We start from the raw sequence: 12,625 nt of genomic DNA, 5'->3' as shown, positions 1-12,625 counted from the left end.
TAAATCACCTTGAACACGGCATGAGCAACCGCGCGCCGTTCGGAACACAAAAGACAAAGACACACGGAGCAACGTCATGAAAGTTGCGGTAATCGGAGCGGGGATTTCGGGACTGGCGTGCGCGTACCGGCTGGCGCGGGCCAAGGCGGGTATCGACGTAACGCTGTTCGAGGCCAACGGCTACTTCGGCGGTCACACAAACACGGTGGACGTGACACTCGATGGCATCACGCACGGCGTGGATACGGGCTTCCTGGTCTTCAATCACCGCACTTATCCGAACCTGGTGAAGCTTTTTGAAGAACTCGACGTCCCCACTACCGCAACCGATATGTCGTTCTCCGTATCGCTGACGGACCGTCGGCTGGAGTGGGCAGGCAGCGATCTGAACACGGTCTTCACGCAGCGTCGCAATCTGCTGCGCCCGGCGTTCCTGCGCATGCTCGCCGATATCCTGCGCTTCAACCGCGCGACCACCGCACTCGTCCGGGCAGGCCAGGACATCCAACTCGCCGAGCCTGTGAGCACTTTCCTCGAACGCGAAAAGTTTTCGACGGCGTTTCGCGACTGGTACCTGCTGCCGATGATCGGTGCGATCTGGTCGTGTTCGACATCGCAGATGATGGCGTTTCCCATCGGCACGTTGATCCGCTTTTGTCATAACCACGGGCTACTGCAAGTCAACGACCGGCCGCAATGGCACACGGTCAACGGCGGCGCGCGCGAATACGTGCGGCGGATGTTGCCCGCAATCTGCGATGCCCGTATTTGTGCGCCCGTGAAATCAGTGAGACGCAGCGCGTTGGGCGTTGAGGTCAAAAGCACGCGGGGAATTGAACACTTCGATCACGTCGTGCTCGCCTGCCACAGCGATCAGGCGCTGGCGCTCCTCGCCGATCCCTCGCGCGACGAATCGGCCACGCTCGGCGCGATTGGCTACGCGTCGAATCGCGCGGTGCTGCACACAGACGCGCTGCTGTTGCCGGCACAACGCGCGTGGTCGGCATGGAACTATGAAAGCCGCGCCGGGGAACTTGGCGGCGAACCGCAGCTATGCGTGCATTACCTCATCAACAAGCTACAACCGCTGCCGTTCAAGACGCCGGTAATCGTCTCGCTCAATCCGGTGCGCGAGCCGCGTCGCGACACAGTGATGCGTGAGTTCGCCTACAGCCATCCCGTCTTCGATCAAACCGCCGTGCAGGCTCAACGCGCCTTGCCGTCGATGCAAGGCGTGCGCAACACATGGTTCGCGGGCGCGTGGACCGGTTACGGATTCCACGAGGATGGCCTGACGTCGGGACTGGACGCGGCCGCGAAGCTGACGGCCATCGCTGCACTGAGCCGTAACGCACCGGCGCATGCAGCATGAGCACGCCCTTCGATACCCCCGACCTGCTGCTCGTCGGTTCTGTGCGCCACAAGCGGCTGCGCCCAGCACGCAACGCTTTCGCCTACGGCGTGTACACGTTGCGGCTGCCGCTTCGTGCCCGCACTGCACGACTCGCTCGGGGCGCACATAAAAACTCGCTTTTATTCGCGACCAATCGCTTCGGTTTGCTGAGCTTTTACGACAGCGATCACGGCGCCCAAGGACAAACGGCGCTGCAATGGATCGAATCGACGCTGCATGAAAACGGCATCCACGACGCCACCGGCGAGATCTTCCTGCACACGTTCCCGCGCGTGCTCGGATACGTCTTCAACCCTGTCAGCTTCTGGTTTTGCGAGCGCGCGGACGGATCGTTGCGCGCCGTGGTCTGCGAAGTGAACAACACGTTCGGCGAGCGCCACTGCTATCTGCTCGATCCCGCCGGCGGCATTCGGAACGGCGAGTCGCTCACCGCGCGCAAGGTCTTCTACGTATCGCCGTTCTGCAAGGTGCAGGGGCACTACACGTTCCGCTTCATGTTTGCATCGCCGACATGCGGCAAGCCGCTGCGCTCGCTGGCGCGCATCGATTACGACGACGGCGAGGGTCCGCTGCTGCTGACCAGCATCGCGGGGAACGCGTGTCCACTCAACGCCCGCAACGTGCTGCGCGTGTTCTTCGGTTATCCGCTGATGACGTTTGGTGTCGTCGCGAGAATCCATTGGCAGGCGCTGAAGCTGTTCTTCAAGCGCGTGCCGTTCCTGAGCAAACCCGCTCCGCCGTGCGCGAATGTCTCGCACGAGCGGGCCGAACTGCCGACCAGGTGACTTGCAAATGTCGACACAGCCCTCCACTTCTTCATCGCTTCGTAATCCGCTGGCATCGTGGTTCATTCTGCCTTTGCTTCGGACCCATCGCGCGCTGCGCAAACCCGCGGCTGCGCGCGTGGTGCTCAGGTTGCTGAACCAGCTCAAATACGGCGTCCTCGATGTCCACCTCCCCGACGGCACCACGCGCCGCTACGGACAAGCGCCCGACGCCGGCGGCAACCCGCCATACGCGCGTGTCGTGCTAACCAACTGGAATGTGTGCGCGGCGGCGCTGAAGAGCGGCGATATCGGCTTTGCTGAAACGTATCTGGCCGGCGACTGGCACACCGATGACCTCGCCGCACTGCTCGACATCATGGTCCGCAACCGCACGACAATTGAAGCGGTGATCTACGGCTCATGGTTCGGCAAGCTGACGAATCGCCTCCGACATCTGCGCAATGCGAACACGAAGGAAGGCAGCCAGCGCAACGTCCACGCACATTACGATCTTGGCAATGCGTTCTACAAGCTGTGGCTCGACAGCACGATGAGCTATTCGAGCGCGCTCTTCGACGGCTCTCCCGACCAGACACTCGCTGACGCGCAGCGCGCGAAATACCGGCGGCTGCTGAACGAATTGAAGCTCGATGGCGTCAATCTGAACGTGCTGGAAATCGGCTGCGGCTGGGGTGGTTTCGCCGAGCTTGCTGCAAGCGAGGCGAAAGCGAGTATTACCGGCCTTACACTGTCCACCGAACAACTCGCTTACGCGCAGCAGCGTCTGGCGGACGCGGGCCTCGCTGAACGAGCCAACTTGCGCCTTCAGGACTACCGCGATGCCCACGGCCAGTTCGACGCCATTGCATCGATAGAAATGTTCGAAGCCGTGGGCGAGGAATACTGGCCCAACTACTTCGAATGCCTCAAGCGCAACCTCAAGCGCGGCGGCCGGGCGTGCGTGCAGACGATCACCATCGACAACACGCTGTTCGATCGTTACAGAACAAGCACCGACTTCATCCAGCAATATATTTTTCCAGGCGGTATGCTGCCGTCTCCTGCCGTCTTCGTGCAATCCGCGGAACGTCACGGGCTGAAAGTGGTCAACCAGTTTTCTTTTGGCCGCGACTATGCACGCACACTCAAGTTATGGCGCAATGCATTCGTTAACCAATTAGACGAGATTCGTACGCAAGGATTCGACGAACAATTCATCTGCTTGTGGGACTTTTACTTATGTTATTGCGAGGCCGCGTTCGCCCACTCGAACACCGACGTCATTCAGTTCACGCTGGAACACGTCTGATCCGCCGAGCCGCCGCGCTCCTTCTGGTGCTGCTCGTACTGCCCCTTCAGGCATTTGCCTTCGACACCACGGCGCTCGTGCGCCAGACCATTCCGCAAGCGCGCATGCAAGGCGAAGGCGAACTGCGCATGTATGGTTTGCATATCTACGACGCCAAGCTTTTTGTCGGGCCGGCGGGTTTGTCGAGCAAGGAACTGGCGGCGCGGCCGCTCGCGGTGGATGTCGAATATGCGCGCGCTTTCAAGGGCTCCTCGATAGCCAAAAGAGGCCGCGAGGAGATGGACGGCCTGAAGGTCGCCAGCCGGGAGCAGACAGCGCAATGGCAACAGCAGATGGAAGATATCTTCCCGGACGTGCAACCGGGAGATCATGTGACTGGCGTGTTCGTGCCTGAACGCGGCACGACGTTTTATGCCGGCGACAAAGTCATCGGCTCGATTCCCGGCGACGATTTCGCTCGCGCGTTCTTTGCGATCTGGCTCGATCCGCGTACGTCGGCGCCGGGCTTGCGCAACCAGTTGCTCGCCAACGGCGCGGCGCAGTAGATTGACCTTTCTACCGCGCCGTAGCCCCCTTTAAGCAAGCATCAAAGCGGCTTTTTTCGGGCCGCCGCTTTCCTGGCGGGCGCTTTCTTCGCTGCGGCTTTCTTTGCAGCGGGCGGCGCCTCGGCTTCGGGCGGTTCGACGTCGTCATCGTCATCGTCGCCGTTCTCGTCTTCATCCGTGCTCATGCTGGGAGCCGCAGCGCCGGCGTGCTGCTGCGCCATCGCCAGGGTTGCGAGACTGTTGAATTGCGACTGAAGCATGTTCCACCAGCCGGAGGGATCGAATGACGCGTCGTTCACGCCGGCCTCATTGGGCGCGGCTGTGCTCGGCTCCGCTTCCGCCTTCGGCTTTTCCTGCGGCGGCGCAGGCCACGCCGTAGCAGCCGACGACGAAGCCGACGAAGCCTGCGCATTCTCCACCGACGACTGCGCGTACGCGCCGAACGCACGCAGCGTCGCGAGCGTCGCGCGCTGCACTTCCAGAGCCTGAATGGCCGATTGGAGCATGTTCAGATTGAGCTTCAGCCATTGCTCGACCGCGCGCATGTCTTTGATGCGTTTATCGAGCTCCTCGACGTTCGTGAGCGGCGCGAGCATGTCGGACATCATCGAAAGCGATGGGGATCCACCCGTGGCGGCCGCAAACGGGTTCAGCTTCATCATGTCCCACATCTTTTCCATCATGTCGCCCTGTGAGAAACCGGTCATGCCGGAGAAACTTCCAAAGGGCGGCGTACCACCGGGCGTATCGGTCATGAGACTTTCTCCTTGGTGCTGCGAGAACATATGAGGGAAACCACAAAAGATTCGATGCACATCTAGAACGGCGATCCGCCCGGGAAATCCGGCGCGCGCCGCTCGCGCAGCGACTTGATCCCTTCTTGCACATCGGGCCCGGAAAAGCCCATGAATTCGAGTGCCAGCGAAGTATCGAAGGCGGGACCGGCCGTTCGCAGCCAGTTGTTCAGCGCGTATTTGGTCCAGCGGATTGCTGTCTGCGAACCTTGCGCCAGACGATTCGCAACTTCAACTGCTTTCGGCAGCAATTCGATCTCATCCACCGCCAGCGACACCAAACCGATCCGCTCCGCTTCCTCGCCGCTGACCGGTTCGCACAACAGCAGGTAATACTTCGCTTTCGCCATGCCGCACAGCAACGGCCACACAATCGCGGCGTGATCGCCGGCAGCCACGCCGAGCCGCGTATGACCATCGATAATGCGCGCCGTTTTCGCCGCGATGGAAATATCGGCGAGAAGGCCCGCCACGAGCCCTGCGCCGACCGCCGGGCCGTGCATCGCCGAGACGATCGGTTTGCTGCAGTTAATCACGTTATAAACGAGATCGCGCGCTTCGCGCCAGACCCGCGCACGGACCTCGAAATCCGAGGCCATCTGTTCGACCAGATCCAGGTCGCCACCCGCCGAAAAACCCTTCCCTTCGCCGCGAATCAGCGCCACGCGCGTATCCGGATCGCGATCGATATCACGCCAGATATCCGCGAGTTCGCGATGCATGTTTGCATCGGCGGTGGCGAGCCCGCTCCTGTTCGCGCCCGCGCCATTCATCACGATTTCGAGCACGCCGTGATCGTGCCGCCGCAATTCCAGCGATGTGTAATGCGCGTAGAGAGATAAGTCGCTCATGGTCGTGCCTCAGCTAAAGGAGGATCAACGCGGTTGATAAATCCACTTGCCGTTCTCGATCTTCGCGATCACGCGGGCACGTTGATCGAGACCGATATGATCGTTTGGCGTCATGTTGACGAGGCCGTTCGAGTCCGCAAAATTTTTCGTGCTTTCCAGCGCGTCGCGCAACGCGCCGCGAAACTCGGGCGTGCCCGGCGCACCCGCTTTTAACGCAATCGGCACCGCGCGGTTCAGCAACATGCCCGCGTCCCAAGCATACGAGCCAAACGCCGATACCGACCCCGCGCCGTATTTCGATTCGTACAGTTTGATGTACTCGAGCGCGAGATGTTTCGCCGGATGATCGTCTGGCAATTGCGAGGCGACGAGAACCGGGCTTGTCGGCAGGAACGTGCCGTTGCAATCCGCACCGCACACGCGCAGGAAGTCGCGGTTACCCGTGCCGTGATTATGATAAATCGTGCCCTTGTAGCCGCGTTCTATCAACGTCTTTGGCGGCAACGCGGCGGGTGTTCCCGCTGCGCCCACGACCACCGCGTCCGGCTTTGCAGCCAGGATCTTCAGCACCTGTCCGGTCACGCTGGTGTCCGTCCGATTGAAGCGCTCGCTCTCCACCATCGTGATCTTGTGAAGCTGCGCGAACTTCGATACCTCCGCGTAAAAGGTCTCGCCGAGCGCGTCGGCCTGACCGATGAACGCCATCGTTTTCACGCCATGGTTGCTCGCATGTTCTGCGATGGCCGATGCCATCATCGCGTCGGTTTGCGGTGTTTTGAAGACCCAATGGCGCTTGGCATCCACGGGTTCAATGATCTTCGAGGACGACGCCAGCGAGATCATCGGCGTCTGGCCATCGGCGACGATATCGATCATGGCGAGCGAATTCGGCGTAATCGATGAACCGATGATCGCGTCCACGTGATTTTCGGAGATCAGCTTCTTCGTGGTCTGGACGGCTTGCGTGGTGTCGGAAGCGTCGTCGAGAATGATGTAATCCACCGGACGCCCGCCCATTTCCTTTGGCAGCAACGCGACGGTATCGCGCGCCGGAATGCCGAGCGACGCGGCCGGCCCCGTCAGCGACAACACCAGCCCGATCTTCACATGCGGCGTCTGGGCCCAGGCCGCCGTTGAAAGTGTGATCAAAACACCCGCCGCCAACTGCCTGAACGCCGTTCCCCATCCGCCGCCTGACTGCATCGAAGTCTCCTTGTTATGGGGGCGCCGACGCAGTTTTTTGTGAGCGTTCGACGCAATGCGCCTAAGTGTAGGGCGGTGCAGCATTCGGGCGCATCGGGCGAAACCCGTTACTGAAGGAGCCAGTTATTCGTTGAGCGCGACAACCGCCTGATCGATTGCACCGAAGATCGACTTGCCGGCTTCATCGAACATTTCGATCTTCACGCTGTCGCCAAACTTCATGAATTCCGTCGACGGTGCGCCGTGTTCGATGGTTTCCAGGCAGCGCTTCTCGGCGATACAGCAATAACCGCGCTTCGTATCCTTGTTCGAGACAGTGCCTGATCCAACAATCGATCCCGCGCGCACGTTGCGGGTTTTAGCCGCGTGCGCGATCAACTGGCCGAAGTTGAACACCATGTCCGTGCCGCAATCGGGCTGGCCGACTTTCTTGCCGTTCCAATGCACGATCATCGGCCGATGCACGCGGCCTTCGCGCCAGGCGTCACCGAGCTCGTCCGGGGTGACCGCGACCGGCGAAAACGCCGTGGCCGGCTTGCTCTGGAAAAAGCCGAAACCTTTGCCGAGTTCCGCGGGCACCAGGTTGCGCAGCGAGACATCGTTGACCAGCATCAGGAGGCGGACGTGCCTGAGCGCGTCGGCGGGTTTGACGGTCATCGGCACGTCGGTCGTGATCACGGCCACTTCGGCTTCGAAGTCGATCCCATAGGCCTCCGATGCACACACGATATCGTCCGTGGGACCCAGCAGATCGTCGCCGCCGCCCTGGTACATCAGCGGATCGGTCCAGAATTCGGGCGGCATTTCCGCGTTGCGCGCGCGGCGCACGAGTTCGACATGGTTCACGTAGGCGGAACCGTCGGCCCATTGGAAGGCACGGGCAAGCGGCGCCATGCACGCTTTCGGATCGAAGGCGAACGAGTGGCGCGCGCGGCCCTGGTTCAGCGAATCCGAGAGATCCAGCAATTGCGGCGCGTAGAAAGTCCAGTCGTCCAGCGCGCGTTGCAGCGTCGGCACGATCGCGTCGGCAATGGCCGCCGTGCGCAAATCTCGCGATACAACGACCAGTTGGCCGTCGCGCGTACCGTCCTTCAGCGTGGCAAGTTTCATAAAGCGTTTCTACGTTTAGTGACGATGGAGGAAATCTATTTTACGATGGTGAATCGCGTCGGGGCGGTTTTGCGACGATTCGGGCTGAGGCGGAGCAATGGTTCGCCGCGTTTGCCGGTTCGTTTTGAGCGGCGGTTGCCGTTTCCATGCGATCGCGTTCGCCGCGCCCTTGGCTGTTTACCATCGCCATTCAAGCCGCTCACGCGCCCGATCTAACCTTGTATTTGAACCGGCTCGCGCCGTCATCGATTTCTCCATGCCCTCTCCCAGCCGTCCCGCTTCGTCCATGTTGCCCGCATCCGAACAGGCCGAAGCCGACGATGCCCTCGACCTCGCAGATTCCTCCGACTCAACCGACGCCGCCGAGGAAAAATCCCGCTCCGGCATCCAGTCGATAGAAGTCGGCTTCCGCCTGCTCGACGTGCTGACGAACGAGCCACGCGCGATGATGCTGCGCGATCTCGCCCAGCGCGCCGGCATGAGCCCGGCGAAGGCGCATCGCTATCTGGTGAGTTTTCTGCGGCTTGGCGCGGTCTCTCAAGACCCTGTTTCCGGGCGCTATGAACTCGGTGGTTTCGCGTTACAGATGGGTCTGGCGCGCTTGGCTCGCGTCGATGGCGTGAAGCTCGCGCGCATCGCGCTGACGGAGTTGCGCGACCGGCTCGACCAGACGGTGGGCATCGCGGTCTGGGGCAACCAGGGCCCGACCGTCGTGCACTGGATGGAGTCGAGCTATCCGGCGAAGGCATCGTTGAAACTCGGCGATGTCATGCCGCTGTTGTCATCGGCGACGGGTTTGCTGTTTGCCGCGTGGCTGCCGCGCAGCAAGACGCAAGCAATGCTCGATCGCGAACTCGCCACCACGCGGCAGTCGATGGCCGACATTGAACCGCTGCTCGCCGATATCCGCGCACACGGAGCGGCGCGCGTGGAGGGTATGCTGCTGCCGACCATTCATGCGTTCTGTACGCCGGTATTCGATTCGACTGGCGATCTCGCGCTCGGGCTGATTGCGCTCGGCCACGAAGGATCGTTCGATACCCGCTGGGGCGGGGACATAGACACCGCCTTGCGCGAGTGCGCCGGACAACTTTCTTACGAACTCGGCTACAAACCTGGCGAACGGTAATACTTGAGGATTGCATGCCTCAACGCTCACGCGGAACATCGCGGCGTCCACGCGGGTCATATGCGTTTCGCCCGCGATCTCTTCTTCACCTGCGTTCTTTCATGATCGCCGCCGGTTATTTCCCGGGCAGCGTTTTACAGCGTGCCTGACCACGCGCGTTTCCGAGCTAGCCAATGCCGTTCTCCCTGCTTCGCCGCCGTCGCGCCGCTTCTGGCGGATCGTCCGACAATTCATCCTCCGACCCTTCCCTTCGATGGGTCGTGTGGCTGGCCGCGCTGCTCGCCGTTCTGGCACTGCATTGGGTTGCGGGCCGTTGGGTGGAGAGGAGCAAGAACGCGTCGAACCCGATGCCGGCGGAACATGTCCCGGTGCAGATCGAGTTATTGACACCCAAGCCTGTAGCGCAAACGCCGACGCCCCCCGCGCCGCCTCCGCCCGCGCCCAAGCCGAGACCCAAACCGGCGCCGCAACCTCAACCCACGCCCGCCATCACGACAGAGGAACAAACTGAACAAGCGGTGCAGGCTGCGGAAGCGGCACAGGCCGAGCAAGCAGCACAGGCCGCGCAAGCGGCTCAAGCAGCCGCGAAGGCCGCGAGCGCTGCTGCGGCAGCTCAAGCGGCAGCGGCCTCCCAAGCAGCAGCAGCCGCGCCCGCCGATAAGTTCAGCGTCCCACCCTCGGGCGAACTTCGATACGACACGCGAATCAACGGCGTGATGAATCAGATAGGCACGATCCACTGGATCAACGACGGCCAGCACTACGAGATGGTCGTCTCCATCCCCTTGCCGTTCGTCGGGCCTTACGTATATTCCAGCAAGGGCCACACCGACGGTTTTGGCCTTGCGCCGGAGCAATACTCGGAGCAGCGTGGCCGCCGTGCCGCCGATATCACCGTCTTCGATCGCACCACGAAGCAACTCGTCTATACACGCACACCGAACAACCAGCCACTCGCCGATGGCGCGCAGGATCGCTTCAGCGTGGTCATGCAGCTATCGAGCCTTGTGCGAGGCGCCCCCGATACCTACAAACCCGGCGTAGTGCGTCAATTCAGTGTTGCCGATAACGACAGCAACGAGATCTGGCCGATAGAAACCGTCGGCGATGAAAACGTCCAGACCGGCGACGGCAATGTCCAGGCTCGCCATTTCACCCGCCTGCCCCGACGCGCCGGCGATCGCCGGCGTCTCGACATCTGGCTCGCACCCGCGCTGGGCTGGCTGCCGGTGCGTATTCTGCAGACGGAGCCGAACGGCATGCAGATCGAAATGCTCTGGCGCGGCAAACTGCAGCCGCCGTCCGTAACGCCGGATCAATCCGGTGCAGGCACGCCGGATGCGTCTGACAATGCGACACCCGGCACACCGGGATCCGACAAACCCTGATTTCCGCGTAGGTGAAAGCGGACCGGAGCCCCACGTCCGGCGAACCTGTGAGACGTAAAGATTCGACGAAAATAGCCGTTAAACAGGTGACTCCAGAGCATGCACGGACGTGTGAAAGATGGTTCGATCCCGTACTGAAAGCGCATCCGAACGGGGCCAGTATGCAAGTAACGGTCAACGGTATCGACACGCGGTACGTTCTTGGTATGAAGGTGTTCACAACGCCGCCAGATGAAGCCTCATACCGATAGATGCGCGGCGAATGTGCGGTAACACTGAACGGCGAGTATCGTCGATGAAACGGTGCGAAGTTTGCTGATGAAAACGTACCGGAAGGCGCGCCTGGAAGTGGTGGTAGATTCAATCATGGATGCAAGATTCGAAATATTTGACGCGACACATCTGTCCCAGTAGCAGAAACACAGTGTTTCACGGCGTTTCTGGAAACATCTTTGCGGGAGAATGTCTAACAAAGGTCCTCGATGGGCTTTCGGACTCAACGTCGAGGCCACCCCTTGAATTCCAACCCAAACGCTCAATGTAAGACGGTGAAACGCCTTACGGGCAAACAGGAATAAGGAGTGTCGCCATGCAGATGATCTACAACAGCCCTAACTATTGTGTAGTCGAATTCCCGCCGCAGGACAATCATCTCGCGATGAAAGCGGGGGGTTACGAGATCGTGGACAAGACCATGCAGCGCGAAATCTTCATTGACGGCGCACTCGCGGCGCGTTTTCGCGAGCATGTCCAGAAGTTAATGCAAGAAGAGCAATCGCTCGAGGACGTGGACGAGTTCCTCGGACAGTTCGACATCTTGATGAACCAGCCGGTGATCCTCCACTAAACGTTGTACCCCGGCTGAGCAGTAATAACACCAGCGACACCCCCCGAAAAACCCCGCCGCGAAAGTGGCGGGGTTTTTTGTTCTTGAGCATCGCTCGTCCGTTGTTTTGGAAAGCGCCATAAGAAAACGGTCGAACCCTACTACAGATACAATGTTGGGCTATTTCAGCCTGTTTGGAGCCATGTCGATCATGAATCCGTCCACCGCAATTGACGCCCCGAAGCCTGCCGCAGAGCGCCGCCCGTACACGCGCGGCGCCGTGTTGCCTGCCCTTTTGCAACAGCGCATTCTCATTCTCGACGGCGCGATGGGCACCATGATCCAGCGCTACAAGCTCGACGAAGCGGCGTATCGCGGGGAACGTTTTGCCGACTATGGCCGCGATATCAAGGGCAACAACGAGTTGTTGTCGATCACGCAGCCGCATGTGATTCGCGAGATTCACGACAAGTACCTGGCTGCCGGCGCCGATATTGTCGAGACCAATACGTTTGGCGCGACGACCGTGGCGCAGGCCGATTACGGCATGGAATCGCTCGCGGCGGAAATGAACATGCAGTCGGCGAAACTGGCGCGCGAGGCTTGCGACAAGTATTCGACGCCGGACAAGCCGCGCTTTGTCGCGGGCGCGATCGGACCGACGCCGAAGACCGCAAGCATCTCGCCCGACGTCAACGACCCGGCCGCTCGCAACGTGACCTTCGACGAACTGCGCGCCGCGTATTACGAGCAGGCGAAGGCGCTGATGGACGCAGGCTGCGATCTGTTCCTGGTCGAAACCATCTTCGATACCTTGAACGCGAAGGCCGCGCTGTTCGCGCTCGATCAGTTGTTCGAAGACACGGGCGAGCTGCTGCCCATCATGATTTCTGGCACCGTGACCGATGCTTCCGGGCGCATCCTTTCGGGGCAAACGGTCGAAGCGTTCTGGAACTCGCTGCGCCATGCACGGCCGTTGACGTTCGGGTTGAACTGCGCGCTGGGCGCGGCGCTGATGAGGCCGTATATCGCGGAGTTGTCGAAGCTTTGCGACACATATGTCTCGTGTTATCCGAACGCGGGTTTGCCGAATCCGATGAGCGATACAGGCTTCGATGAAACGCCTGATGTCACATCGAGCTTGCTGAAGGAATTCGCACAGGCAGGGCTGGTGAATCTGGCGGGCGGGTGCTGCGGGACGACGCCGGAACATATCGCGGAGATCGCGAAGGCACTCGCCGATGTGAAGCCGCGCAAGTGGCCGTCGCATTATCGTGAAGCTGCCTGAA

12 protein-coding genes are annotated in these 12,625 nt (G+C 60.9%); 8 read left to right on the top strand and 4 right to left on the bottom strand.

The annotated features are described in order from the left end of the window. The first annotated feature begins 76 nt into the window (after nucleotides 1-76). Genes M0D69_RS05930 through M0D69_RS05915 form a run of 4 tightly spaced genes read left to right on the top strand, consistent with a single transcriptional unit; the run spans nucleotide 77 to nucleotide 4,035 of the window. On the top strand, nucleotides 77-1,372 hold the full coding sequence (locus M0D69_RS05930) for an NAD(P)/FAD-dependent oxidoreductase (RefSeq protein WP_301781137.1): 1,296 nt from the start codon (nucleotides 77-79) through the stop codon (nucleotides 1,370-1,372). Further along, on the top strand, nucleotides 1,369-2,199 hold the full coding sequence (locus M0D69_RS05925; protein ID WP_301781136.1) for a DUF1365 domain-containing protein: 831 nt from the start codon (nucleotides 1,369-1,371) through the stop codon (nucleotides 2,197-2,199). Before M0D69_RS05930 ends, M0D69_RS05925 begins: the two co-directional genes overlap by 4 nt. 7 nt (nucleotides 2,200-2,206) lie before the next feature. After that, nucleotides 2,207-3,490: a cyclopropane-fatty-acyl-phospholipid synthase family protein gene (locus tag M0D69_RS05920; protein ID WP_301781135.1), complete on the top strand. Its 1,284-nt coding sequence runs from the start codon at nucleotides 2,207-2,209 to the stop codon at nucleotides 3,488-3,490. Between the two features lie 26 nt (nucleotides 3,491-3,516). Beyond that, nucleotides 3,517-4,035: a chalcone isomerase family protein gene (locus tag M0D69_RS05915; protein ID WP_301781134.1), complete on the top strand. Its 519-nt coding sequence runs from the start codon at nucleotides 3,517-3,519 to the stop codon at nucleotides 4,033-4,035. Between the two features lie 41 nt (nucleotides 4,036-4,076). On the opposite strand, the gene M0D69_RS05910 is transcribed toward M0D69_RS05915, so the two are convergent. From M0D69_RS05910 to M0D69_RS05895, 4 genes are all read right to left on the bottom strand, one after another. Beyond that, complete coding sequence (locus M0D69_RS05910; RefSeq protein ID WP_301781133.1) at nucleotides 4,077-4,790, bottom strand: PhaM family polyhydroxyalkanoate granule multifunctional regulatory protein; 714 nt, start codon at nucleotides 4,788-4,790, stop codon at nucleotides 4,077-4,079. A 62-nt stretch (nucleotides 4,791-4,852) separates the two neighbouring features. Further along, on the bottom strand, nucleotides 4,853-5,680 hold the full coding sequence (locus M0D69_RS05905) for an enoyl-CoA hydratase/isomerase family protein (RefSeq protein ID WP_301781132.1): 828 nt from the start codon (nucleotides 5,678-5,680) through the stop codon (nucleotides 4,853-4,855). Between the two features lie 24 nt (nucleotides 5,681-5,704). Then, nucleotides 5,705-6,883, bottom strand: coding sequence for an ABC transporter substrate-binding protein (locus M0D69_RS05900; RefSeq protein WP_301781131.1), 1,179 nt, complete (start codon nucleotides 6,881-6,883; stop codon nucleotides 5,705-5,707). A gap of 123 nt (nucleotides 6,884-7,006) precedes the next feature. Next, nucleotides 7,007-7,993, bottom strand: coding sequence for a fumarylacetoacetate hydrolase family protein (locus tag M0D69_RS05895; RefSeq protein ID WP_301781130.1), 987 nt, complete (start codon nucleotides 7,991-7,993; stop codon nucleotides 7,007-7,009). Between the two features lie 286 nt (nucleotides 7,994-8,279). Between M0D69_RS05895 and M0D69_RS05890 the strand changes: the two genes are divergently transcribed. The 4 genes from M0D69_RS05890 to M0D69_RS05875 all read left to right on the top strand — a co-directional run bounded on the left by M0D69_RS05890 (nucleotide 8,280) and on the right by M0D69_RS05875 (nucleotide 12,624). Then, nucleotides 8,280-9,122 carry an IclR family transcriptional regulator gene (locus M0D69_RS05890; RefSeq protein ID WP_301781197.1) on the top strand — a complete coding sequence of 281 codons (843 nt, stop codon included), beginning with the start codon at nucleotides 8,280-8,282 and terminating at the stop codon, nucleotides 9,120-9,122. Nucleotides 9,123-9,295: 173 nt separating this feature from the next. Then, entirely contained in the window at nucleotides 9,296-10,510 is a 1,215-nt protein-coding gene (locus M0D69_RS05885) for a DUF3108 domain-containing protein (protein ID WP_301781129.1), read from the top strand. A gap of 589 nt (nucleotides 10,511-11,099) precedes the next feature. Next, nucleotides 11,100-11,357 carry a DUF3567 domain-containing protein gene (locus M0D69_RS05880; RefSeq protein WP_056358215.1) on the top strand — a complete coding sequence of 86 codons (258 nt, stop codon included), beginning with the start codon at nucleotides 11,100-11,102 and terminating at the stop codon, nucleotides 11,355-11,357. Nucleotides 11,358-11,547: 190 nt separating this feature from the next. Further along, nucleotides 11,548-12,624 (top strand): homocysteine S-methyltransferase family protein, encoded by a 1,077-nt coding sequence (locus M0D69_RS05875; RefSeq protein WP_301781128.1) that lies wholly within the window; start codon nucleotides 11,548-11,550, stop codon nucleotides 12,622-12,624. Nucleotide 12,625 lies beyond the last annotated feature (1 nt).

It is taken from the genome of Caballeronia sp. SEWSISQ10-4 2 (assembly GCF_030464885.1).
Lineage (GTDB): Bacteria > Pseudomonadota > Gammaproteobacteria > Burkholderiales > Burkholderiaceae > Caballeronia.
This window is presented reverse-complemented; position numbering and strand designations above follow the sequence as displayed.